A 24116-nucleotide genomic window follows, 5' to 3' on the forward strand; every position below is an offset into this window, starting at 1 on the left:
GCAGCGGCTCAGGAGATGGTCGCTGCCCGGCGGGACATGGCAGCCTGCAGGCCCAGATAGAGTATCGAGCCGAGGATGCAATAGGCTGCGTATCCGAAGGTCTGGACCGTTATGGGGGCACCTGTGTCAATCAGGTAGCCGGCAATGCCCGGCCCGAGCGCGGACGCCGCGACCAGGGCCGCCGTCACCAGCGAGCGTACGGCACCGATATGCGCCGTGCCGTAGATTTCGGCCCACAATGCGCCGACGACCGGATTGGTCATCCCCTGCGTCAGGCCGATGCAGATAAAGGCGATTGGCATGGACCATATTGGCGCCAAAGTGCCCAGGATCAGGCTTGCGACGGCCAGCGGCAGCAGCACGAAGGGCATCAACCGCCAGGCGCCGAACCGGTCAACGAGGAAGCCGGCGAAGATCGACGAGACAGCCACGGACAGTGACAGAAAGGGGAACATGGCGGTGAACACCGTCAGGTCCCAGCCCTTCACCTCAGTCAGGTGCGCCTGATGAAATATGTAGAGCGTCCCGATCGCCGGGGGCGCCATAATCCCGGGCAGCAGGAAATAGAACAGGGGATCGCGCAGCACGCGCGACCGGGTCCATTGCCGCCCGGTCGGCTCCAGCATGCTTGCGCCGTCGGGGTTGGCGACGACGGGCCGTCCTTTGCGGCCCTCGGCAGGATCGCGCAACAGGAACCAGATGGCCGGCACGACCAGCCCGACCAGCACCGCTGCCGCTCCGGCCCAGACATTGCGCCACCCGAAGGCGAGGATCGAAACGGTCAGGACAAAAGGGAGAACCGCGTCGCCGAGGGTAAAGCCCAATCCGGCAAAGGAGAGGGCCCGACCACGGAAGCGGTTGAACCAGCGTGACATGGTGGTCATGGCGACGTGGCTCAACATGCCCTGGCCGAAGAAACGCAACATTGCCAGCGCCAGCACCAGAATGGCGACATGGCCCGCGCCTGCCATGATCAAGGCCGTGGCAGCAAGGCCGAGCATGCAGATGATGGCGAGGCGCCGGGCGGGAAACCTGTCAGCCAGAACCCCCCCAAAAACCAGTACGCTGGCACTGGCAAGTGTGGCGAATGTGTAGAACCCGCCGAATTGACCATGGGTTAGCCCGAACTCGGTTCGTAGCGCGGTGTTGAACTGGGCAATGAAATTTGTCTGCCCAGGCATTGTCGCCAGGGTCATCATGGCGCCACCGGCAATCCATTGCCACTGGCGGCCCGTCAGCTCGGACAGGGGCGGAGACTTCGGCGAGGCAATAACAGACACGATACGACTTTCACGGCAAAGCGCCGGCATGAACGGATAGATTCAGAAAAGAGAAGACCGAGGGTTCAGCCTGAGACAGGTCGGGACAGCCTAGCACCGACTGTTAGGGCTACCCAGATTCCTTTGCGCGCCGACAATGCACAGAGTGGCGGCCGGATCGGTGGTCGAGACGCTTGAGAGCACTGGGCTCGCCGCAATTTAGGCGCTTGCTGAACTCATCGGTTTCCGGGCGCTGCATCACCATTCCCAATGTGAGCTACCTGACCAGGGGCCGGAGCCGCGCCTTGCCCTGCATGACGTCCATGCGGGACAGGCGACTGACGCTCTGCTGGTCCAAGTCATGCAGTCCGCGTGGCGCTGTACTTGGCGTGGCGGCGGCCGAAGCGAAATAAACGGCAGCCGCCTGGTCAGCGGAACAGCATCACGGGACGTTTCACCGAGCGGACCATTTCGGCGGTGGTGCTGCCGATGATGAAGCTGCGGATGCGCGAGTGTCCATAAGCGCCCATCACCAGCAGGTCGATATGATCGGCCTCGGCATGGCTGGCGATGATTTTTTCGGGCTCGCCTTCCTCGATATGGGTGTGAATAGTGTAGCCGGCACTGCGCAACACATTGGCAGCCGTCTCGAGCTTGCCGCGGTTTTCCGGGGTATCCCTGCCAACCGTCACCATATGGCCCTCGAGGCCGGGGAACAGCTTGCCGGTGGCGATGTGGTTGATCGCCTTCATCACGCTTGGGCCGCCATCGAAGGCGACAAGGAAGCGCTTAACCGGCTGGAAGGCGCGCGAGGCGACCAGCACCGGCTTGGTGCTGGTGCGCACCACGCGTTCTAGGTTCGACCCCAGATGCAGCTTGGCAAAATCGGCGGCCTCGCCGCGCTTGCCGATCAGGATCAGGTCCGCGTCCTTTTCGAGTTCCTGCACGGACTCGACGACATCCCCATTGCGCAACTTGCCGATGGCGCTCTGGACACCGGCCTCAACAAGACGATTGACGCCGGCATCGACAACAAGCCGGCCGCGCTGCTGCGCCAGCTTGGCGCGCTGCGCATCGTGTTCGGCCAATTCGTTGAGCAGGCTCGTCCGGGCGCCCAGTTCCAGGCTGCCCGAAAGATCGGCCGGTGTGCTCGAGAGGTCGCGGCGGCCGATGATGTGCACAACCTCGACGCTGGCGCCTATGGTGGTGGCCACCCAGGCAGCGTGGTCGAGAACGCTCTGGGCATAGGTCGAGCCGTCGATGAAGGCGATGAGTTTTGCCATGGGTCGTTCTCCTCCTAGTGCCCCATGAGACGTTCAAGCGCCCCGGGCTTATCGTGAATACCCAGTCTGTCAACGATAGTCTCGCTAGCCTCATTCATGCCGACCAGATTGACCTCGGCCCCCTCGCGACGGAATTTGAGGACGATCATGTCGAGCGCCTGCACACTGGAAATGTCCCAGATATGAGCGTGGGTGACATCGATAGTGACCTTTTCCAGACTTTCCTTGAAGTCGAAAGCGGCGGTGAAATCCTCCACCGAGGCAAAGAAGACCTGACCCTCCACCTTATAGGTGCGCTCGCGCCCATCGGCCGACAGGTCCGAAGTGATGCGGAAGATCTGCGAGATCTTCCAGGCAAAGAAAATGCCCGAGAGCAGGACGCCGATCAGCACGCCGATGGCCAGGTTGTGAGTATAAATCACTGTCACCACGGTCGCGATCATCACGATCGAGGAGCTGCGCGGATGCACGGCGAGATTCTTGATCGAACTCCACGAGAAGGTGCCGATCGAGACCATGATCATGATGGCGACCAGCGCCGGCATGGGAATCTGGCTGACCAGATCGCCCAGCACCAGGATCAGGAACAGCAGGAAGATGCCGGCACAAAAGGTCGAAAGGCGCCCGCGGCCGCCCGACTTCACATTGATGATCGACTGGCCGATCATGGCGCAGCCGGCCATGCCGCCGATGAAGCCAGTCGCGGTATTGGCGATGCCCTGGCCGATGCATTCCTGGTTGCGATCGCTCTTGGTGTCGGTCAACTCATCCACGATCTGTGCCGTCATCAGCGATTCAAGCAGACCCACCACTGCCACCGCCGCCGAATAGGGCAGGATGATCATCAGGGTTTCGAGATTGAGCGGGATCTGCGGGATGAGGAAAATCGGCAAGGTATCGGGCAGTGCGCCCATATCGCCAACGCTGCGGACATCAAGCCCCAGGGCCAGCGTCAACGCCGTCAGTACGATGATGCAGACCAGTGGCGAGGGGATCACCTTGGTGATGCGAGGAAAGAGATAAATGATAGCCAGCCCACCGGCGACCATCACATAGGTCAGCCAGGTGACGTTAATGAGCTCGGGCAACTGGGCCATGAAAATGAGAATGGCCAGCGCGTTGACGAAGCCGGTCATCACCGACTTCGAGACAAAACGCATGACATAGCCGAGCTTCAAAAACCCGGCGCCAATCTGCAGCAGACCGGCCAGCACGGTGGCGGCCAGCAGATATTGCAGGCCGTGATCCTTGACCAGGGTGACCATGAGCACGGCCGTTGCCGCCGTCGCCGCCGAAATCATGCCGGGTCGGCCGCCGACAAAGGCGATCAGCACGGCGATCGAGAATGAGGCGTAGAGGCCGACTTTGGGGTCGACGCCGGCGATAATGGAAAAGGCGATCGCCTCGGGGATCAGGGCGAGCGCAACGACCAGCCCGGCGAGGATGTCGGCGCGGATATTGCCGAACCACTCGGCGCGCATGCGGGGAAGAAAATCTTGCATCTGAGGTCCATCTGGAAGTGCCGCACTCAGAAGGCCTCTGGCGGCTGTCGCGATGCAGGGATGTCCTGAAGAAGTTCTGGCGGCGGCAATGCCCGTTTAAGGCCCTACAAAGTGCGGTCATATGCACGTGAAATGACACGGAAATCAAATGCCATGCCCGAGGTAGTCTGACCGGCAGCCGAACGCTTCAGGCGCTCCGTTGCATCGATGTTCAAGCGAACTGGTAGGTTACCGGGGGATAGGCGCCCGGAGAAGCCACCCGCGGGGCGGGTCCGACGACACTGTCGTGAATGCCCCAGATGTGCCGGGCGCGCAAGGCATACCAGGCATGCGTATAACGCATACCTAACCTCGGAGGGCGACGCTTAGAGGAGCATCTGCGCGCGCGGTGCGGTCCGCCGCGGGTCGAGCTGAATTGCTGCAGAAACACCCCAGATCAGGCCCACGAGCAGGAACCAATGGCGCCAGTGGTCCGTGTCGATAATTGCCGAGAGCAAGACCAGCACCGAGAATGTGGCAAACAGCGGTATCATCATCAGTCGGTACGGGGAGGCGCGCAGCAGCCCCTTCATTCCCCGCCAGAGGGTCAGCGCGACGAGCAGGAAGTAGAGCCCGCCACCACCCCAGCCATAGTTGAGCAGGACCGAAACATAGACGTTGTGGGGCTCCTCGACGATCTTCAAGGTCCGGAATTCCAATGGCCCGAGCCCGAAGGGGTTTTGCAGGGCGAGTCCGAAGGCGTAGCCCTGTCGTCCGAAGCGGCCGGTTTCACCCATATCGTAGACCTGCCCCTGCGCCCGAACCGCAAAGAGTTCGGCCACGGCCGGGATGCTGAGAAGACCCAGAATGCCCACCACCATGGCAATGGCACCAATGACCGTCATGACTATGATCTGCAGTTTTTCCCGGATACGAGCTTCCAGGCAGAAACACAGGATCAGCACCAGCAGCGAGGACGCCAGCAAATGGCCCCAGGCGCCACGGGAGAAGCTGAGAAACACACCGACCGTCAGAACAGCATAAACCAGGGCGCCAAAAATCTGCTCCCGTCTGGTGCCCAGCAACACCCGCTGCAGGGCAAACATCGCCGGCAGGACCAGAAACGGCCCAAACACATTGGGGTCCTTGAACGTTGCTTTCGCTCGTCCATAGAGGGTGAACAGTTCGGCGCCGGGGATCAGGCCCAGATAGGCAAGCGTTCCAATGATCGCGCAACACAAGGCCGCAATGGTATAGGCCCGCATAATCAGCCGCATGCGCCTGTCGGTCGCTTCGGACACGTAGTTGGCCACAAAGTAGCTGGTCAGCAGCAGGAAAACGGTGACAGTCGAGAAGACCATCGCATCAACCGGACTAGAGTTGCGGACCTGAAACACGGCGATCAGCGCGAAGGGGACGAACCCCACGATAATGGCGAGCAGGCCTGTGCTTGACCGGTACAGGTCGATATTTGCCAGGACAGCCAAGACCAGAACGGCAAGGAAGGCGAGTTCGTAGGGCGAAGGCTCAACAAGAACAAAGCCTCCGCAGAAGATCCAGAATCCCACCGACCAAGCGAGCATTTTTGAGGCGCGTGCGCGCATGACGTGCAGCCCGATCGGCCCTATATCTGCTGCGAACTTGTCGGTCAGTGCCCTGGTCTCCTCATTCACAGCAAAGCTGACGCCAGTCGGCTGGTCAGGTTTTTTGAACCCAAATGATCCTGTAGCGCACGCGCGGCGTGCATCAATTCTTGACCACCAACTCGTTCCATCCGGGCCGCACAAATGCTTGAGGCGGACACGATCGAACACTAGGGAAATCGCTGCGGGGGGTAAAGTAGCAGTTGACCGTACCACGGTCCCCTCTGCATCATCGCACAGGCGATGCCAAATCCCTGATTTCCCTTGCTAAGAGACCGCAATGACAAACCGCCGGCAGCTTCTCACGGGTATGGCGTCCGCCGCCCTGTCCATGAGCGCCTTCCAACGCGCATTTGCGCAACAATTTGTCGACGCGAATGAGTTCGGGCTGGAGGCCGCCGACACTGGCGACCAATCCGGCAAGTTTCAGATGGCGGTGGATGCCGCCGCCGCACTGCAGCAGCCACTTTATCTGGCGGCAGGCACTTATCAGATCAGCAATATCGCGGTTTCGAGACCGATCATCATCCGGGGTGCGCCAGGCGCGACCCTGCGCCTGGGGGCCGGGGACGCGATTCTGTTGCTCGGCGATTGCAGTGACGTCGTTCTTGAAGGTCTGACGTTTGATGGCATTGACGCTTTGGGGCGTGACGGCGCTCTGCTGAGCATCACCAATGCCCAGCGCATCACGGTACAGAACTGCACCTTCTTGCGCGCCGGGACCGGCATCAATGCGTACAACATGCAGGGCCGGATCGAAAATTGCGCGCTGTCCAATATTGCCGACACGGCCATCCATGCCAATGACAGCGGTGGCATCGACATTCTGGGCAACATCATTGCACGCTGCGGCAATGGCGGCATCCGCGTCTGGCGCAGTCAAAGTGGTCCGGATGGCGCGCGCATATGGGGCAATCGCATTTCGGACATCGACTGGGTCGCCGGCGGCAATGGCCAGAATGGCAATGGTATCAATGTGTTTCGTGCCGACAATGTCAGCATATCGGACAATCACATTGTCAATTGCGCCTTTTCCGCCATTCGGCTCAACGCCACGAAGAACACCCGGGTCATCGGGAATCATTGTCAGGACAGCGGCGAAGTCTCCATATTTTCCGAGTTTGGGTTTTCCGGCTCCATCATCAGTGACAATCTGATCGATGGCGGGGCAGCCGGCATCTCGATGACCAATTTCAACGATGGTGGTCGGCTCTCGGTGTGCCAGGGCAATATCGTGCGCAATTTGCTGGAGCGCTCACCGAACAATCCAGACACGGTTCCATACGGCATTGGTGTCGAAGCCGACGCAGCCGTCACCGGCAATGTCATTGAAGGGGTCCCCGGGACGGGTATCGCCGTTGGGTGGGGGCCATATCTGCGTGACGTCCTGGTCAATGACAACATGGTCAGGGAGTGCACGATTGGTATCGCTGTCAGTGTGGCCCCAGGTGCTGGGCATGCCCGGATCAGCGATAATGTCGTCTCAGGCAGCGGGGAGCATGCCATTATTGCCGCCCAATGGGATGAGATCGTCAGTCGGGACCTGCCCGCCGATGCCGATCAATTCCCCAATGTCGCCATCGAGGGGAACAGCGTCATCTAACCTGGCGTGCCGGGCTGATGCGTCCGCGCAGACTGGCGCAACCAATGCGATCGCCCTATTCCCACAAGCGCGTCAGCGGCTTGGCATTCACGCTTTGGCGTGACAAGTCTTTGGCCTGACTGCGCCATGCCGACCAAGGACAAGTAACGTGCCCACGCTGCCCACGCCAACGCTCACTCATTTCTGTACCCTGGAAGTGGCACTTTCCAGGCCGATGATAATCGGCGATGTGCACGCGGCCAGCAAAAGGGTCATTCCCATTCGCGGCGGCACGGTTACGGGGCCGGAGATTTCCGGCACCATTCTCGATTTCGGCGCCGACTGGCAGCGCGTGTTCGAAAGCGGGGTGGCCGAGCTCGATGCACGCTACGCCTTCAAGACCGATGACGGGGCGCTGGTCGAGATCGAAAATTTCGGTTTTCGCCATGGGCCGCCCGAAATTCTGGCCAAATTGGCTGCCGGCGAGCCCTGTCCGCCCGAGAGCTATTACATGCGAACCGCAGCGCGGCTAAGTACGGCGCACCCCAAATACAACTGGATCAACCGGACCATGTTTGTGGGCACAGGCGCGCGCCTCCAGAGCGCGGTCCAGATCGATCTCTACGCCGTGGGCTAAGCGGCGCGGCATTGGACAAGCCCGGATTGATTGCATAAACCACCCCGCAAGGTGCCAAGGGGGCATGGGGGACTGGATATGATGCAGGATCGGGTGCTGATTGCGGGCGGCGGTATTGGCGGGCTGGCTCTCGCCCTGACGCTGCATCAGATCGGGGTCCCATTCACTGTCTATGAAGCGGTGCGCCAACTGGCCCCGCTTGGCGTCGGCATCAATATCCAGCCCAATGCGGTGCGTGAACTGTTCGACCTCGGCCTCGGCCAGGATGATCTCGACAGCATCGGCGTCCCCTCGCGCGAATGGGCGCTGCTCGGGCGCAATGGCAATGAGATCTATTCCGAACCGCGTGGGCTGGAGGCTGGGTATAACTGGCCGCAATATTCGGTGCATCGCGGGCAGTTGCACATGTTGCTTTATCGCACCCTGGTGGCGCGGGCCGGCGCGGATAGCGTCAGACTGGGCCATGAGGTGACCGGCTATACCCGGAACAGCGATGGCTCAGTGACGGCGCAAATCCGCCGCGCCGAAGGGGACATCACGCATGTATCCGGGCGGCTGCTGATCGGCGCCGATGGCATCCATTCAAACGTGCGCGCTGCCATGCATCCCGACCAGCCGCCCATTCATTGGGGCGGCGCCGTGATGTGGCGCGGCACCACGCTGGCGCAGCCCATTCGCAGCGGCTCGTCCTTTGTGGGGCTGGGCAGTCATCGCCAGCGCATCGTGTTTTATCCCATCGGCGCGGCCGATCCCGAAACGGGCCTGGCCGTCACCAACTGGATTGCCGAGGTGACGCAGGACAATTCGGAAGGCTGGAAGAATGCGGGCTGGTTTCGCCGGGTCGAAATTGCCGAGTTCGCGCATCACTTTGCCGACTGGCGCTATGACTGGCTCGATGTGCCCGACATGCTGAGCCGAGCCGATATTGCGTACGAAAACCCGATGATCGACCGCGACCCGGTTTCCACCTGGCAGGATGGCCCGGTGGCGCTGATGGGCGATGCCGCCCATGCGATGTATCCCACTGGATCCAACGGGGCCAGCCAGGCCATTATCGACGCGCGTATTCTCGGCGCCATGATGATTGCGCATGGGGTCAATGCCGACGCCCTGGCCGCCTATGACGAAAAGCTCTGCGGCCCGGTGTCCGAACTGATCCTGCGCAATCGCGGCGCCGGTCCGTTTGGCCTGCTCAATATGGTGGATGAACGCTGCGGCGGGGTGTTCGACGACATCGATGCCGTCATTCCTGCCGAGGAACGCGCCGAGTTCATGGCGCGCTACAAGGCGGCAGCGGGATTTGCCATTGAACAGCTCAATGCGGCCCCGCCCACCATCGCGTCCGACGCCCGCGTGACCGAGACCGTTCCGGCCTAATCCCTTCTAGTTCTGAATGTTTTCTTTTCGGTTCGGGTCAGCCGACCAAGTCTGTTGACTCCTGTGATTGGTGTGCTACATATCTAGCACACTAGATAGGCAAGACACATGGATGATTTTCACGCCAGCCAGCCGATCTTCGTACAGATCCGGCAGCGGCTGATCGAGATGATCCTCCGGCAACAGGTGGCAGAAGGCGAGGCATTGCCCTCGGTGCGCCAGATTGCCGGTGATCTTTCGGTCAATCCGCTGACGGTCACCAAGGCTTTCGAGGCCCTGGTCGATATCGGGGTGGTGGAGAAACGCAGGGGACTGGGCATGTTCGTTACCAGCGGCGCGCGGGCGCAATTGCTCGCTCATGAACGCGAGAAATTCCTCAAGGAAGACTGGCCGCGCATTGCGGCGCAGATCAGGGCGCTCGATCTCGATCTCAGGGATCTGATCGCCACAGACACCAAGCTCGAAGGGCAGAGCAAATGACTGAGCTTTCCATTTCCGCCGACCCCATTGTGTCCGCGCGCGGGCTTTCCAAATCCTTCGGCCGCAAGAAAATCCTGCACGATCTGGATTTCGATATTCCCGCGGGCCGCATCTATGGGCTGATCGGACATAATGGTGCGGGCAAGACCACCACGCTCAACGCCATGCTGGGGCTGACCTCCTATGAGGGCACCATTCGTGTGCTGGGCGAAGATCCCTTCGCTCGCCGCGCCAAGCTGATGGAAAACGTCGCCTTCATTTCCGATGTGGCGAGCCTGCCGCGCTTTCTGCGAGTGCGTGAACTGTTTGCGCTGCTCGCCAATATCCATCCCAATTTCTCGCCGGACAAGGCGCGGCAATTCCTCGAGGGTACCGATATCCGGCCTGAAATGAAGATCCGCACGCTTTCCAAGGGGATGATCGCCCAGCTTCATCTGGCGGTGGTGATGGCGATCGATGCCAAGCTGCTGGTGCTGGACGAGCCCACGCTGGGGCTCGACATCACCTATCGCAAGCGCTTCTATCGGCGGCTGCTCGAAGACTACATGACCGAGGAGCGCACGCTGATCATCACCACCCACCAGGTGGACGAGATCGAGTTCATGCTCTCCGACATCATGTTCATCCGCGACGGGGAAATGATCCTCCACATGCAGATGGAAACGGTGAGCGAGAAGTTCACCCAGCTCGTGGTCGACAGCGCCGAGGCGCAAGCCCAGGCCCGCGCGAACGGCCCGGTCTATGAAGAAACCCGTTTTGGCCAGACCGTCTTCATCTTCGATGGGGTCGAGCGCGAAAAGCTAGAGCCGCTGGGACGCATCTCGACACCCACCATTTCCGACCTCTTCGTGGCCCTGATGCAGCGGCCCACCGCCAATCCGGAGACCGCCCGATGAAGGCCTTCTTCGCCCTGATCCACCGCGAGTTCATCGAGCATCGCGGGGCCTTTTTCATCGCACCATTGGTGCTGGTCGGGGTGGTCTTTGCCCTGACCCTCCTAGCGTTCAGCGTCGACCGGCTCGACACGCGCTTTTCCGGCCAATTGCTGACCGTGGTGCCCACCTGGGTATTCGAGGCCGGCTTTGCCGGTCTCTCGGGCGCCTGGCTGGCCTATCTGGGCTTCGTTCTGTTCTTTTATTGCGCCGATGGTTTTGCCGCCGACAAGCGCAACAATGCCATGCTGTTCTGGAAGTCGATGCCGGTCACAGACTTCAAGGTCCTGCTCAGCAAGATCGCCGCCGCGCTGACCATCCTGCCCGGCGCAGTCTTTGCGGTGGCGCTGGTCAGCATCATGCTGATGTTTGGCGTGGCCTATGTGACCACCATGATCGCAGGCCTGGGCAATGCCGGGCTGTTCGGCGCCATTGTGGGGATTTACGGCCAGATGGCGCTGGTGTTCCTCGTGCTGCTGGTTTGCGGGCTGTTGTGGTATCTGCCTTATATGGCGCTGGTCGGCGCCATGGGCAGTGTCGTTGGCCGCTGGGCCATTCCCCTTTCGCTGCTGCTGCCCACCGTGGTTTCAGCGCTGGAATGGGTCACCCTGGGCGGCCTGCATCCCTTTGCCACCCGGACCTGGGCCTATCTCGACTACCGCTCGCAATTGCCGGTGTCCACCGACCATCTCGACCGGGTTTTCGAGGGCCAGGAGCCGTTCAATGCCACCCTGTTCGTCAGTGACTTCCTGCAGAAATTCGACTGGCTGCAGGTCGGGATCGGCGTCGTGTTTGCCCTGGCCGCCCTCTATACCGCCTCGGAATATCGGCGCCGCGCGGCCGCCAATTAAAGTCCGTCAAGAAGACGATCCCATGCAAAAACCTTGGCCGCCGCTCTCCGCAAAGGAGGCGGCGGTTTTCTCTTGTGCCGGGTCATGCTAGATGCGCGCGATCCAAATGAGTTGAGCCCCGCATGACCCTCCCCCCGATCGTCAGCTTCTGGCATGGCCCGCTGAGCTGGCTGGAGGTGTTGTGCATCACGTCCTTTGTCCGGCACGGGCATCGGGTACTGGTGCATTCGTATGATGCCATAGAAAACCTGCCGACCGGGGCAGAATGGCGCGACGCGGCCGAGGTGCTGCCGCGCGAGAAGCTGGTGTTTTACAAAGGCAAGGGCACGCCGGGCGTATTCTCCGATCATTTCCGCTATGCGGTGATGCGCGCCGGGCTCGGGATCTATGCCGATCTCGACATCTATTGCGTGCGACCCATCGAGGGGCCGCCCGACTATCTGTTCGCCTGGGAGCGGCCGGGATCGGTCAATGGCGCGGTATTGTACATACCGGCGGATGCGCCGCTGCTGGCCGATCTTCTGACCATTTTCGAGAACCCGAAGCGCCCGCTGTTCGAGCCGCATCTGCCGCCGCTACGGCGCCTGGAAGTGGCATTCCGCCGGCTGGTCGGGGACCGGGTGTCGCCCGAGCATATGCAATATGGCGCCACCGGCCCGATGGCGCTGACCCATTATGTCGCCCGGCGCGGCCTGACCGACAAGGTGCGGTCGGCGGCGACTTTTTATCCCGTGCCCTATGAGGGCATCCCCACCCTGATGCAACCCGGCTCAAGCCTTGAAGATGCCGTCACGCTTGAAACCCTGGGCATTCATCTCTGGCGAAGCCAGCTCACTGATCGCGGCCGCGCTGGCTTACCGTTGCCGGCAGCCGATAGCGCATTGGCGGCACTCTGCGTCGCTGAAGGACTGGATCCGGCCTCAATCGCCTAGCGGGAAACTCGTTCCGGATGGTCTCGAGATCGGCCTTGTGCCCGGGGGTCAGCGTGCGGTGGCAGAGGTGGAATATCAGCTCTTGGCGATGCGGGGTGAACAGGCAGACCGAGCTTATGGTGGCAAAAGCCGGCGCCCAGAAATTGTCGTCATACGTCAGGGCGATATGCATCGTCATCTGTCGGGCCCGGGCCGTCGTCTGCGCTTCGATCGGCAAATCGCAGAGTGTCACTTGCGAATGATTTGCAATTGCACTATCTCTTGGGCCGTTCACATCCTTGGAGTTGTCCATGCGCCTTCGTCTGTTGTCTCTCCTGATGCTTGCCGCCCCGCTCGCCCTGACCCTGCCTGCCATGGCGCAGGAGCGGCTCAAGGCCGTCACGACCTTCACCATTTTGGCCGACATGGCCCAGAACGTGGCCGGGGACGCGGCCGATGTGGTGTCCATCACCAAGCCGGGGGCCGAAATCCATAACTACCAGCCAACGCCGGGCGATTTGCTGGGCGCGCAGGACGCCGATCTTGTGCTCTGGAACGGGCTCAATCTGGAGCAGTGGTTCACCCAGTTTCTCGACAATCTGCCCGATGTGCCCAGCGTCGTGCTGACCGAAGGCATCGAGCCGATCGGCATTGGCGAGGGGCCCTATGAGGGCAAGCCCAATCCGCATGCCTGGATGTCGCCCACCGATGCCCTGGTCTATGTCGAAAACATTCGCGCCGCATTCGTTGAGGCCGACCCGGTCAATGCCGAGATCTACAACTCAAATGCCGCGGCCTATGCAGCCGAGATCACCGCCACGGTCGAGCCGATCCGCCAGGCCCTTTCGGGCATCCCCGAGGAGAAGCGCTGGCTGGTGACCTCGGAAGGTGCCTTTTCCTACCTGGCCCGTGATTTCGGTTTGAGGGAGCTCTATCTCTGGCCAATGAATGCCGACCAGCAGGGAACGCCCAAGCAGGTGCGCAACGTTATCGATGCAGTGCGCGAGCATGATATCCCGGTGGTGTTTTCGGAGAGCACCATCTCGTCCAAGCCGGCCGAGCAGGTGGCGCGCGAGACTGGCGTCAATTATGGCGGCGTGCTCTATGTAGACTCGCTCTCGGAAGCGGACGGGCCGGTTCCCACCTATCTCGATCTGCTCAAAGTGACCACGCAAACCATTGCTGCAGGATTGACCCAGTGAAAGACAATGCAGGCCCTGGCATTGCGATCAACGACATTACCGTTGCCTATCGCAATGGTACCACGGCCCTGAGGCATGCCAGCTTCACCAGCCCGCGCGGTTCAATTACCGCGCTGGTTGGCGTCAACGGCGCAGGCAAGTCGACCATCTTCAAGGCCATCATGGGCTTTGTTACGGTGGTGAGCGGCTCCATTTCGATCCTCGGGCAGGAAGGCCGGCAAGCCCAGCGCCAGAACAAGGTGGCCTATGTGCCCCAGTCCGAGGATGTGGACTGGAATTTTCCGGTGCTGGTGGAAGACGTGGTGATGATGGGCCGGTTCGGCCATATGAACATGTTGCGCATTCCCCGCGCCATCGACCGGGAAACGGTCGCCGCGGCCCTTGGCCGGGTCAATATGACCCAATATGCCAAACGCCAGATCGGCGAATTGTCCGGCGGGCAGAAAAAGCGCGTCTTCCTCGCCCGCGCGCTGGCGCAGGAAGGCGAGGTGATCCTGCTCGATGAGCCCTTTACCGGGGTCGACGTCAAGACCGAAGAGGCGATCATTGCGCTGCTGCGTGATCTGCGCGACGAGGGCAAGGTAATCCTGGTCTCCACCCATAATCTGGGCTCGGTGCCCGAATTCTGCGATCGCACCGTAATGGTCAAGGGTACGGTGCTGGCCTATGGGCCGACATCGGAAGTATTTACCCGCGACAAGCTCGAGGAAGCCTTTGGCGGCGTGTTGCGCCATTTCGTGCTGTCCGGCCAGGGCCTGCATGCCGACGATGATCCGCGCCACCTTTCGGTACTGACCGATGATGAGCGCCCGCTGGTTTTCTACGGCGAGAAGGGCAAGGAAGAGCACCAGCAGTCGAGCCTCGAGAAATGATCGCAACGCTGCTCGAGCCATTTTCCTATAATTACATGGTCAACGCCATGTGGGTGTCCGCCCTGGTGGGTGGAGTCTGCGCCTTCCTGTCGGCCTATCTCATGCTCAAGGGCTGGTCGCTGATCGGCGACGCGCTGTCGCACTCCATCGTGCCGGGCGTGGCCGGGGCCTACATGCTGGGCCTGCCGTTCTCGCTCGGAGCCTTTCTTTCGGGCGGCCTGGCCGCAGGCGCCATGCTGTTTCTTTCCCAGCGCACCAAATTGCGCGAAGACGCCGTGATCGGTTTGATCTTTACCGGCTTTTTTGGCCTGGGCCTGTTCATGGTCTCGGTCTCACCGACCTCGGTGGATGTGCAATCGATCGTCCTGGGCAATATCCTGGCCATCACGCCGGAAGATACGCTGCAACTGGTGCTGATCTCGGTGGTGACGCTGACGGTGATGCTGGTGATCTGGAAGGACCTGATGGTCACCTTTTTCGATGAGAGCCATGCCCGCTCCATTGGCCTTAGAACCAACTGGCTCAAGGCAATCTTCTTCACCCTGCTCAGCGCCGCCACGGTCGCCGCCATGCAGACGGTCGGGGCCTTTCTGGTCATCGCCATGGTGGTGACACCGGGGGCCACTGCCTATCTGCTCTCGGACCGGTTTCCGCGCCTCATCCTGATTGCCATTGCGGTGGGCGTGTTGTCTTCGTCCATCGGGGCGTATCTCAGCTATTTCCTCGATGGCGCGACCGGCGGCATTATCGTCGTGCTGCAGACCCTGGTTTTCCTCACCGCGTTCGTCTTTGCGCCCAAGCATGGCTGGCTGGCCGCACGACGGCGCCTCGCCGAGGAGACGCCCTGATGGCCTGGTATGAAATGGCGCTCTGGCCGTTCCAATTGTCCTTCATGGTGCAGGCCATGGTCATCGCCGTGCTGGTGGCAGTGCCCACGGCCCTGCTCTCGTGTTTTCTGGTGCTCAAGGGCTGGTCACTGATGGGCGACGCGATTGCCCATGCCGTACTGCCCGGCGTCGTACTGGCCTATATGGTGGGCCTACCGATCGGTATTGGCGCCTTTATCGCAGGCATGGTCTGTGCGCTCTCCGTCGGCTTTCTCAAGGAGCATAGCCGGATCAAGGAGGATACGGTGATGGGCGTGGTGTTCGCCGGCCTGTTTGGCCTTGGCATCGTGCTCTACACCGCCATCACCACCGACGTGCATCTCGATCATATCCTGTTCGGCAACATGCTGGGGGTGAACGGGGCCGACATCCTCCTCGCCATCATCATCGCCTTGGCCGTGATGCTGGTCGTCGGTGCCAAATGGCGCGATCTCATGCTGTTCATATTCGATGCGCAGCAGGCCGGTGCCATCGGGCTCAATACGCGCCTGCTCCATTATGGCCTCCTGGCCATGATCTCGCTGACCATTGTGGGCGCTCTGCAGGCAGTGGGGATGATCCTGGTCATTGCCCTCCTGATTGCTCCGGGCGCCATTGCCTTTCTTATCACCCGCCGCTTCGGCGTAATGCTGCTGGTGGCGATGGGCGTGTCGGTGGGCTGCAGCCTGGCGGGCGTTTATCTAAGCTTTTTCCTCGACAGCGCCCCTGCGCCAACCATCGTGCTGTTGATGAGCGCCTGCTTCATCCTGGCCTTCATCACGACGCAAAGGCGCCGGGTGGCTGCGGTCTGAGCACCGATTTATCCCCGGGCTTACCCCCGGCCCCACACTCAGCCCCAGTTCACCTACTGGAGCCTTTATCATGGACGACACCGCCCGCCTTGCCCTGCCCTTCATCATGCAGGGACAGGCGCTCAAGCACATTACCCATAATGACGCCCTCAACCGGCTCGATGCCCTGGTGCAGCCGGTGGTGGAATCCACTGAAGTCACCGCGCCGCCGGTCTCGCCCCTGCCCGGCGAAGCCTGGATCGTGCCGTCGGGTGGCACCGGCGCCTGGGCCGGGCATGGCGCCGAAATCGCGGCCTGGCAGGCCGGCGCCTGGATGTTTTACGATCCTGCCGAGGGCTGGCAGGTGTTCGACCGGGCCAGTGGCACCCTGCTGGTGTTTAGCGGCGGCGTGTGGGTGGCCGTAGCCGCCACCGGGGCGGGCCTGCCGCAGATGGGGGTCAACGCCAGCGCCGACCCCACCAATCGGCTGGCCGTGGCTTCGGCGGCAACGCTGTTCACCCATGACGGGGCCGGGCACCAGCTCAAGCTCAACAAGGCGGCCAGCAGCGATACGGCAAGCCTGCTTTTCCAGGCCAACTGGTCGGGCCGGGCCGAAATGGGGCTGATGGGCGACAATGACTGGCGCATCAAGGTCAGCCCGGATGGCGCAACCTGGACCGATGCGGTCACCATCGCGGCAGACACCGCCGAGCTGCGCGCCGCCGGGACGCTGAACCCGGTCAGCGACAATGCACAGACCTTGGGGGCAAGCGGCGCGCGTTGGGCGGCCGTTTGGTCGGCCACCGGCACCATCCAGACCTCGGATGAACGGCACAAGACGGCAATTTCCCCTACCGATCTGGGGCTCGATTTCATCCGTCTGCTCACCCCGGTGCGGTTCGAGTGGAAAGGGAGCAATGGGCGCCGGCACTACGGGCTGATCGCCCAGCAGGTGGCCGAAATCGCGGCGCGCCTCAACGCCGATTTCGGTGGTCATGTGCTGGCCGATCCAGACGATCCGCAAAGCCAGCAGGCCCTGCGCTATGACCAATTCATCGCCCCGCTGGTGCGGTCCGTGCAGGAGCTGGCAGATCGCCTGGAGGCGCTGGAGCAAGGGCAGCTTTCTTCGACAGTTCACCGTGCTCCTCTGGACTGCGGTGCAACACCCTAGGGGGAGGCCAGGCGGGGTGCCGCGCCGCTAGGTCTCATGCCCCGCCGTCTCGACCGGAGTTATGGGCGTGGATCTGCCCTCGGGGCTGGGATCGGCGCCCTGCGCGGAGAGTTCGGCCTGCAGGGCCTGCATCAGGGCGAGCTTGTCCGCATCGGGCAAGGCGTGCAGGCGCTGGCTGAGGCGAATGGTGAAATCGGAGAAGGCATTGTGCCAATCCGAGGGCATCTGCTTGAGATCGACCCGCCGTTCTGCCGGTGCTCTGGCGGCGCGGATCCCGGCAGCCGTCAATTCGAAAAAATCGTCGAGCTGGGGCAGCATCACCTGGTCGCTGCCCAACTGGCCCGACGAAACCAGCGCTTCGCGCAACGCATTGCGCTCCTCATCCTCACCATGGGTCAGGAACAGCGCGCCATGGGCCGGCAGGCGGCTCTGGATCCAGTCCATTAGCTCCGAATGATCGGCATGGGCCGAGTAATTACCCACCGACCTTATGGTGGCGCGCACCGGGATCACCGAACCATGGATGCGCACCTCCCTGGCTCCCGAAAGGATGATCTGCCCCAGTGTGCCTGGGGCCTGATAGCCGACAAACAGCACTGTGGCATTGGCGCGGATCAGATTGTTGCGCAGATGGTGCTTGATGCGCCCGGCATCGGCCATGCCAGAGGCCGACATGATGATCGCGCCGCCCTTGATGGCGTTGAGCCCCTTGGAATCTTCGACCGCCTCAATGATGCGAAAGCGCTTGTCGTTGAACAGCTCATCGGCGCTGAGTTCGGTGTCCTCGAACATTTTCGCGTATTTGCGATAAACCCCGGTGACCTTGCTGGCGAGGGGGCTGTCCAGCGCCACCAATTGCGGGTCGATCTCGCCCATTTTGATCAGCGTACCGATATCGTGCAGCAATTCCTGGCTACGCTCGACCGCAAAGGTGGGAATGACCAGATTGCCGCCCCGCCCAAGTGCTTCCTGAATCTCGGTCTTGAGCGTTTCGCGGCGCTGTTCCAGCGTGTACTCGACACGGTCGCGCCCGCCATAGGTGCTTTCGCACAGTATGTAATCGAAGCCCGAGGGGCCTTCGGGCTCGGTGTAGAAGACCTTTTCATCGGGCCCGATATCGCCCGAGAACATCAGTCGAACCGGCTTGCCATCGCTGTCCTTGACCTCCACCTCGATCGAGGCGGAGCCGATGATGTGCCCGGCATTCCAGTAGCGTGCACGCACGCCGGGGCTAGGCTCGATCCATTGGTCATAGTCGCAGATCTTGCGGTGCTGCAACGCCTCTTCTGCATCGGCGGTGGTATAAAGCGGTTTGACCGGTTCATCGCCCCGCCGCGAGCGCTTGCGTGTTTCGCGCTCCGCCTCGCTCTCCTGGATACCGGCCCCATCGGGCAGGAGATATTCCAAGAGGCCCGCGGTCGGGCCGGTCATCCACATCGGCCCGCGCCAGCCCTCGCCATAAAGCTTGGGCAGGAGCCCGGCATGATCGATATGGGCGTGGGTCAACAGCAGGAAATCGATGGCCTTGGGGTCGAACGGGGTGGGCTTGAGATTGAGCTCGCGCACGCTCTTATTACCCTGAAACAGGCCGCAATCGACCAGGAACTGCCCGCCTGGATGCACCACGCGATAGCACGAGCCGGTGACCGTACCCGCCGCGCCGTGAAAGTGAAGGGTGACGGTCATGGCCAGACTCCTCATTCTTCGCCGATGCGTGTCGAGGTTAGCCCTTCCCGTTCGTCGGAGTCGAGGCAGGCGCAGCAACCGCATGCGCCGATCGCGGCTTTGGCCGCCCAGCAAGAGGAGACCCGAAATGGCCTATATCGATGGCATGGTGACCGCTGTTCCCAAGGCAAACAAGCAAGCCTATCTCGAGCACGCTGCCCGGGCAGCAGAGATGCTCAAGTCGTGGGGCGCGACCCGCGTGGTGGAAAACTGGGGCAATGACGTGCCCAAGGGTGAGGTCAATGACTTCTATGGGGCGGTGCAGGCCAAGGACGACGAGGTCGTCGTGTTCTCGTGGATCGAATATCCCGACAAGGCGACCCGCGACGCGGCGATGCAGAAGATGATGACGCCCGAGGCGATGAAGCAGTTTGGCGAAATGCCGTTCGACGGCAAGCGGATGATCTTTGGCGGCTTCGAGACGCTGTTTGCGAAGTAGCGTTATCCCCCGCCCGGCCTCCCCCATCAGGGGGAGGTTGGAGCATCAGCGCGGCGCGCGCTTGGCCAGGATGCGCTGCAGGGTGCGCCGATGCATGTTGAGCCGGCGCGCGGTCTCGGAAACATTGCGGTCGCACAATTCATAGACACGCTGGATATGTTCCCAGCGCACCCGATCCGCCGACATCGGGTTTTCCGGCGGTTCAGGCTTGTCCTCGCCGGTGGCCAGCAGGGCGTTAATGACGTCATCTGCATCGGCGGGCTTGGACAGATAATCCATCGCCCCGAGCTTCACCGCCGTCACGGCCGTTGCGATATTGCCGTAGCCGGTCAGCACCACAGCGCGGGCATCGGCGCGCTTCTGGTGCAGCGCCGAAACCACATCCAGGCCATTGCCATCCTCGAGGCGAAGATCGACCACGGCATAGGCGGGTGGCCTTTCGCTCACTGCGGCCAGCCCGGCGGCAACAGTGTCGGCGATGCGCACTTCAAAGCCCCGGCGCGTCATGGCGCGTTCGAGGCGGCTCAGGAAGGCTGCATCATCATCAACGAGCAGAAGGCTCGGATCGGCAGCCAGAAGGTCTTCTATGGTGTCCATGGCTTTTCCAATATTCCTTTGCTCACCCTACGTCAAAACGAACCGTTCCGATCACTCGATTGCGCTTCGTGCCCAGCTAATGCGGACGCGGGCGTGTCCGCTGGCCGCAGCATTGTCGAAAGTGAGGCGTGCCCCGGTGCGCTCGAGCAGGGTCTTGGCGATAAAGATGCCGAGGCCCAAGCCCCCGGGTTGGTGCGCGTCGCTGCCCGCCGGGTCGCGCGGGCGGCTGGTGAGATAAGGTTCGCCCAGCCGGGCAATCAGTTCAGGCGCAAAGCCCTTGCCGTCGTCGATGATCGCGACGGTGATGGTGTTTTGATCCCAGCCACTTTCAATTCGCACAGTTTGAGCGGCAAAATCGGTGGCGTTCTCGATCAAATTGCCCAGCCCGTAGAGCAACCCCACGCTGCGCGGGAACACCGGTGGCGGGCCGGCCGTCTCGGCGGCATCGAACAGAATGACCTTGCCGCGCCCCTCATGGGGCCGGGCGACCTCATCGAGAATATCGGGCAGCGGCGCCTCGGCGAAGAGATCAGCCGGTTCACTGCCAAGATTGCGCAGTTTGGCAAGGATGGCCCGGCAGCGTGCCGCCTGGGCGATGATCAGCTCCACGTCCTCTGCCAATTGCCCGTTCTTGTCGACCTCGGCGCGCATTTCCTTGGCGGCCAGCGCAATGGTAGAGAGCGGTGTGCCCAGTTCGTGCGCGGCAGCGGCCGCCAATCCATCCAGCGCGGACAATTGCTCGCGTCGCGACAAAGCCAGTTCGGTGGCCGCCAGCGCATCGGCGATCTGCCGGGCATCATGAGCGACCCGATTGGTATAGGCGGAAATGAACACCACGCCGCAGATGATCGAAACCCAGATGCCGATCACATAGATGCGGTTGAAAACGATGTGCTGGCCCGGCTCCCAAGGCAGGGGCAGGTGCATGACGGCCAGCACCGACGCGATCACGGCGGCCAGCAGCGCCACCAGAAAGGCCTGGCGTTTTGGCAGAGAGGTGGCCGAAACCGAGACCGGGGCGAGCAGCAACAAGGCGAAGGGATTCTCCAACCCACCGGTCAAGGCCAGCAGCCCGCCGAGTTGGCAGAGGTCGAATGCCAGTTGCAACGCGGCGATGCGCGAGGGGAGACGATAGTGGGGCCCCAGCCTAAAAGTGAGGCCGATATTGAACGCGGCGGACAGCCCGATCAGCGCCAGACACTCAAACAATGGCAGCGGAAATCCGAGGCCCCAATTGACGAAGAGCACACCAATGGTTTGCCCGATTACCGCGAGCCAGCGCAGGATCACCAGGGTCTGCAGGCGCAGCGGGCGCCAGCTCGAGGGCAGTGGCAGTTGGGGCAGGGTCTGATCGGTCATGCTGCTCGCTCCGAAGCTCTCAATTGTGGCGCATAGGGAGCGATTTCGTCGATTTCAAGCGCAAAAATCGACAGGCACATGCTTGATCCCGCCCCGTAATGGGCCATTTGAGACTCATCGTGACTGGGAGACATATGAATATGAACACTGCAATCATCAAACCGCAATGGTCCCCGTTGACCATAGGCCTCATGGTCCTTGGCTTCATCATCTTCTGGCCGCTCGGCCTGGCGATGCTGGCCTATATCATCTGGGGCGAAAAATTCGGCGGCTCTGCCGAAAAGGCCCAGGCTTATTGGAACAAGGGGTGTGGCTACATGCGCAACAATCACAAGCATCAGGGCTTTGGCCGCAACGAGTTCAGCTCGTCGGGCAATGCCGCTTTTGACGAGTACCGTGCCGAGCAATTGAAGCGCCTCGAAGAAGAGCGCGCCCGACTCGATGCCGAGATCGACGCGTTCCATGAATACATGGCCAATCTGCGCAAGGCCAAGGACCGCGAGGAGTTCGACCGCTTCATGGGCGAACATCGCGGTCAGCGCCAGGGTTATGGCGAGAATGACCAGAATAACAACAATTGGAGCAACAATAACGGCCATTAAGCCGTTACCCCTTCCGACTTCCCTGTCCTCCAATGACGTCTGGCGCCCCGCAAGGGGCGCCTTTTTTGCTATCTCTCTCTCATGCCGCCACGAATCCGGGTACATTGGCCGGAACTGATGCCGATCCGGTCGCCATGTTCTCCTTCCTGCGCCAACGCACCCCGCCGCCACGGACCACGCAACTCACGCTCGATGGCGTCGCGGTCGACGTGGCCGTCAAGGTCTCCAGGCGGGCGCGAAGCTTCCGCCTCTCCCTGCCCGCCGCCGGCCCGTTGCTGACCCTGCCCGAAGGGGCACGCTGGGCCGATGCCGAGGCATTCTTACACCGCCATCGCCACTGGCTGGCGGCGCGGCTGCCGCGGACGGCGCTCGCGCAGAGACTGGAGGCGGGGGCGTGGCTGCCACTGCGCGGCGTGCCGCATCTGGTGGTCGCCACGGGGGCGTTGCGTGGCCGGGTGGAGACTGACCAGAGCGACGCCGGCCCGGTGCTGCGCGTGCCAGGTGATGTCGCCCACCAGCCGCGTCGTCTGTATGATTGGCTCAAGGCCGAGGCGTTGGCCGATCTGACAGCACAAAGCGCCTTTCACGCCGCGCGACTGGGTGTTGATGTCAAGCAGGTACGGCTGCGCAGCCAATCGAGCCGCTGGGGGTCCTGCTCCTCGAGCGGCAATATCAACTATAATTGGCGGCTGATCCTGTCTCCGCCGCATGTGCTGGATTATGTCGCCGCCCATGAGGTGGCGCATCTGGTCGAAATGAACCACTCGCCCGCCTTCTGGGCCACCGTGGAGCGCACGCTGCCGGATATGGAGCGGGGCCGGGCGTGGCTAAAAGCACACGGTCGCGAGCTCATGGCCTGGCAGGCACCCGCCGCCGGATGATAATCAGCGCCCCTGCCCCGATGCTGCCGCAATCTGCCGCCTATCACCGTTCCATGCGTCATTTCGTGATTTTCATCGCGGTTCTATTGGGTCTGGCTTCCGTTCTGGGCGCCACGACGGCCAATGCGCATCGCTATGTTGCCACCCCGATCGTGGTACTCAACCATGTCGATGCCGACAACAAACCGATCCCCGTCGTGGTACAGGTCCAGCGCGGGCAGATCGATCTGGGCGCAGGCCTGCTGCTGCCCTGCGGCTCGCATCCCGCCATCGAAGTCTCGGCGCCCGAGTTGACGGCGCCCCCGCCGGCCCGTTCGCCGAGTTTGGCGCCGTGCCGGGTCGCGCCGGACTGGCCGGCCATTTTGCCGTTGCGCCCGCCCAAATCCGCCTGAGCGTTTCTTCCAACCATTCATTCACGCTCAGCGTCCGCTCTTGCGGGCCAAGGATTACTTCATGTCTCATATTTCCGACGCGACCCCGTCGCGCCGCGCCGTCTTGGCTGGCCTGGCCAGCCTCGGCGCCCTGACCCTTGCCGGCTGTTCAACCAGCGGCACCACACGGCTGGCCACGACCGCCGCAACGCCCGTTCGTCCGACGATCCCGCTGGACGTGCTGGCCATGTATGCCGCCCGACCGGACGAAGAACATCCCGTGCCGGCGGCGGACATTTCTCTCATCGACCCGGTCTATTGGCGCCAGGAAGTCGCAAACCCGACTGGCGAACCAGCCGGGCGCGTGGTGGTCGATACCGCCAACTACTTTCTTTATTTCACCATGCCCGAGGGCCGGGCCATGCGCTATGGCGTGGGACTGGGGCGCGCCGGCTTTGAATGGAGCGGAGAGGGTCACATTGCCTACAAGCGCAAGTGGCCGGTCTGGACCCCGCCGGCCGAAATGATCGAGCGGCAACCTGAACTGGAAATCTACCGCAATGGCCAGCCACCGGGCCTGCTCAATGCGCTGGGTGCCCGCGCGCTCTATATCCATCAGGGCAATCGGGACACGCTTTATCGCATTCACGGCACCATGGACGTGACCTCGATAGGCAAGGCGGTATCGTCCGGCTGCGTGCGCCTGTTATTTCACGACGTGATGGACCTATATGAGCGCGTCCCCAATGGCGCGCCGATTGTCGTGATCTAGTCCCGGCCCGTTTGCAGCCTTCTCCCGCCGAC

Annotated in this window: 25 protein-coding genes and 1 other annotated feature; of the genes, 17 read left to right on the plus strand and 8 right to left on the minus strand. The window is 62.0% G+C overall.

Annotated features, from left to right (window positions below; translation table 11 throughout):
* Positions 1-8: 8 nt before the first annotated feature.
* The 5 genes from GGR20_RS08850 to GGR20_RS08865 all read right to left on the minus strand — a co-directional run bounded on the left by GGR20_RS08850 (position 9) and on the right by GGR20_RS08865 (position 5696).
* Positions 9-1280, minus strand: coding sequence for an MFS transporter (locus GGR20_RS08850; protein ID WP_210283135.1), 1272 nt, complete (start codon positions 1278-1280; stop codon positions 9-11).
* A 407-nt stretch (positions 1281-1687) separates the two neighbouring features.
* On the minus strand, positions 1688-2542 hold the full coding sequence (locus GGR20_RS08855; RefSeq protein WP_183310904.1) for a universal stress protein: 855 nt from the start codon (positions 2540-2542) through the stop codon (positions 1688-1690).
* A 14-nt stretch (positions 2543-2556) separates the two neighbouring features.
* Complete coding sequence (locus GGR20_RS08860; RefSeq protein ID WP_210283136.1) at positions 2557-4044, minus strand: SulP family inorganic anion transporter; 1488 nt, start codon at positions 4042-4044, stop codon at positions 2557-2559.
* Between the two features lie 211 nt (positions 4045-4255).
* Positions 4256-4387, minus strand: a complete 132-nt coding sequence (locus GGR20_RS18965) for a hypothetical protein (protein ID WP_276511911.1) — start codon at positions 4385-4387, stop codon at positions 4256-4258.
* Positions 4270-4321, minus strand: a sequence feature (sul1 is cis-regulatory element that is thought to sense ions involved in sulfur or methionine metabolism; They are found in Alphaproteobacteria). (Overlaps the previous gene by 52 nt.)
* 22 nt (positions 4388-4409) lie before the next feature.
* On the minus strand, positions 4410-5696 hold the full coding sequence (locus tag GGR20_RS08865) for an O-antigen ligase family protein (RefSeq protein WP_183310905.1): 1287 nt from the start codon (positions 5694-5696) through the stop codon (positions 4410-4412).
* Between the two features lie 250 nt (positions 5697-5946).
* Between GGR20_RS08865 and GGR20_RS08870 the strand changes: the two genes are divergently transcribed.
* The 12 genes from GGR20_RS08870 to GGR20_RS08925 all read left to right on the plus strand — a co-directional run bounded on the left by GGR20_RS08870 (position 5947) and on the right by GGR20_RS08925 (position 17338).
* Positions 5947-7269: a TIGR03808 family TAT-translocated repetitive protein gene (locus GGR20_RS08870; RefSeq protein ID WP_183310906.1), complete on the plus strand. Its 1323-nt coding sequence runs from the start codon at positions 5947-5949 to the stop codon at positions 7267-7269.
* A gap of 148 nt (positions 7270-7417) precedes the next feature.
* Positions 7418-7885: a DUF3237 family protein gene (locus GGR20_RS08875; protein WP_253560138.1), complete on the plus strand. Its 468-nt coding sequence runs from the start codon at positions 7418-7420 to the stop codon at positions 7883-7885.
* An 81-nt stretch (positions 7886-7966) separates the two neighbouring features.
* Positions 7967-9262, plus strand: a complete 1296-nt coding sequence (locus tag GGR20_RS08880) for a flavin-dependent oxidoreductase (RefSeq protein ID WP_183311219.1) — start codon at positions 7967-7969, stop codon at positions 9260-9262.
* 108 nt (positions 9263-9370) lie between these two features.
* Positions 9371-9742, plus strand: coding sequence for a GntR family transcriptional regulator (locus GGR20_RS08885; protein WP_183310907.1), 372 nt, complete (start codon positions 9371-9373; stop codon positions 9740-9742).
* The gene (locus GGR20_RS08890; protein WP_183310908.1) at positions 9739-10638 is read left to right on the plus strand and encodes an ABC transporter ATP-binding protein; all 900 of its coding nucleotides are present in this window, start codon (positions 9739-9741) and stop codon (positions 10636-10638) included. The genes GGR20_RS08885 and GGR20_RS08890 overlap by 4 nt, the downstream gene beginning before the upstream one ends.
* Complete coding sequence (locus GGR20_RS08895) at positions 10635-11525, plus strand: hypothetical protein (protein WP_183310909.1); 891 nt, start codon at positions 10635-10637, stop codon at positions 11523-11525. The genes GGR20_RS08890 and GGR20_RS08895 overlap by 4 nt, the downstream gene beginning before the upstream one ends.
* A 122-nt stretch (positions 11526-11647) precedes the next feature.
* A complete protein-coding gene (locus tag GGR20_RS08900) occupies positions 11648-12457 on the plus strand; it encodes a glycosyltransferase family 32 protein (protein ID WP_183310910.1) in 810 nt (269 codons plus the stop codon).
* Between the two features lie 317 nt (positions 12458-12774).
* The gene (locus GGR20_RS08905; protein ID WP_246349532.1) at positions 12775-13638 is read left to right on the plus strand and encodes a metal ABC transporter substrate-binding protein; all 864 of its coding nucleotides are present in this window, start codon (positions 12775-12777) and stop codon (positions 13636-13638) included.
* A complete protein-coding gene (locus tag GGR20_RS08910; protein ID WP_338084722.1) occupies positions 13626-14510 on the plus strand; it encodes a manganese/iron ABC transporter ATP-binding protein in 885 nt (294 codons plus the stop codon). Before GGR20_RS08905 ends, GGR20_RS08910 begins: the two co-directional genes overlap by 13 nt.
* On the plus strand, positions 14507-15358 hold the full coding sequence (locus tag GGR20_RS08915) for a metal ABC transporter permease (protein WP_183310913.1): 852 nt from the start codon (positions 14507-14509) through the stop codon (positions 15356-15358). The genes GGR20_RS08910 and GGR20_RS08915 overlap by 4 nt, the downstream gene beginning before the upstream one ends.
* Positions 15355-16188 (plus strand): metal ABC transporter permease, encoded by an 834-nt coding sequence (locus GGR20_RS08920; protein ID WP_420827443.1) that lies wholly within the window; start codon positions 15355-15357, stop codon positions 16186-16188. The genes GGR20_RS08915 and GGR20_RS08920 overlap by 4 nt, the downstream gene beginning before the upstream one ends.
* A 70-nt stretch (positions 16189-16258) precedes the next feature.
* Entirely contained in the window at positions 16259-17338 is a 1080-nt protein-coding gene (locus GGR20_RS08925) for a DUF2793 domain-containing protein (protein ID WP_183310915.1), read from the plus strand.
* A gap of 27 nt (positions 17339-17365) precedes the next feature.
* Here GGR20_RS08925 and GGR20_RS08930 read toward each other — a convergent pair whose 3' ends face one another.
* The gene (locus GGR20_RS08930; protein WP_183310916.1) at positions 17366-19024 is read right to left on the minus strand and encodes an MBL fold metallo-hydrolase RNA specificity domain-containing protein; all 1659 of its coding nucleotides are present in this window, start codon (positions 19022-19024) and stop codon (positions 17366-17368) included.
* A gap of 127 nt (positions 19025-19151) precedes the next feature.
* On the opposite strand from GGR20_RS08930, the gene GGR20_RS08935 reads away from it, so the two are divergent.
* Positions 19152-19502 (plus strand): DUF1428 domain-containing protein, encoded by a 351-nt coding sequence (locus GGR20_RS08935; RefSeq protein WP_183310917.1) that lies wholly within the window; start codon positions 19152-19154, stop codon positions 19500-19502.
* A 45-nt stretch (positions 19503-19547) separates the two neighbouring features.
* Here GGR20_RS08935 and GGR20_RS08940 read toward each other — a convergent pair whose 3' ends face one another.
* Both GGR20_RS08940 and GGR20_RS08945 read right to left on the minus strand, forming a co-directional pair.
* Entirely contained in the window at positions 19548-20099 is a 552-nt protein-coding gene (locus tag GGR20_RS08940; RefSeq protein ID WP_183310918.1) for an ActR/PrrA/RegA family redox response regulator transcription factor, read from the minus strand.
* Between the two features lie 51 nt (positions 20100-20150).
* Positions 20151-21458 carry an ActS/PrrB/RegB family redox-sensitive histidine kinase gene (locus tag GGR20_RS08945; RefSeq protein WP_183310919.1) on the minus strand — a complete coding sequence of 436 codons (1308 nt, stop codon included), beginning with the start codon at positions 21456-21458 and terminating at the stop codon, positions 20151-20153.
* Between the two features lie 140 nt (positions 21459-21598).
* Here GGR20_RS08945 and GGR20_RS08950 point away from each other — a divergent pair, with 140 nt between their 5' ends.
* The 4 genes from GGR20_RS08950 to GGR20_RS08965 all read left to right on the plus strand — a co-directional run bounded on the left by GGR20_RS08950 (position 21599) and on the right by GGR20_RS08965 (position 24084).
* Positions 21599-22060, plus strand: coding sequence for a DUF2852 domain-containing protein (locus GGR20_RS08950; protein WP_183310920.1), 462 nt, complete (start codon positions 21599-21601; stop codon positions 22058-22060).
* 104 nt (positions 22061-22164) lie between these two features.
* Entirely contained in the window at positions 22165-22941 is a 777-nt protein-coding gene (locus tag GGR20_RS08955; protein WP_210283137.1) for a M48 family metallopeptidase, read from the plus strand.
* The gene (locus tag GGR20_RS08960) at positions 22938-23333 is read left to right on the plus strand and encodes a hypothetical protein (protein ID WP_183310921.1); all 396 of its coding nucleotides are present in this window, start codon (positions 22938-22940) and stop codon (positions 23331-23333) included. Before GGR20_RS08955 ends, GGR20_RS08960 begins: the two co-directional genes overlap by 4 nt.
* A 61-nt stretch (positions 23334-23394) precedes the next feature.
* The gene (locus GGR20_RS08965) at positions 23395-24084 is read left to right on the plus strand and encodes a L,D-transpeptidase (protein ID WP_183310922.1); all 690 of its coding nucleotides are present in this window, start codon (positions 23395-23397) and stop codon (positions 24082-24084) included.
* The last annotated feature ends 32 nt before the right edge of the window (positions 24085-24116 follow it).

Source organism: Devosia subaequoris (assembly GCF_014197055.1).
Lineage (GTDB): Bacteria > Pseudomonadota > Alphaproteobacteria > Rhizobiales > Devosiaceae > Devosia > Devosia subaequoris.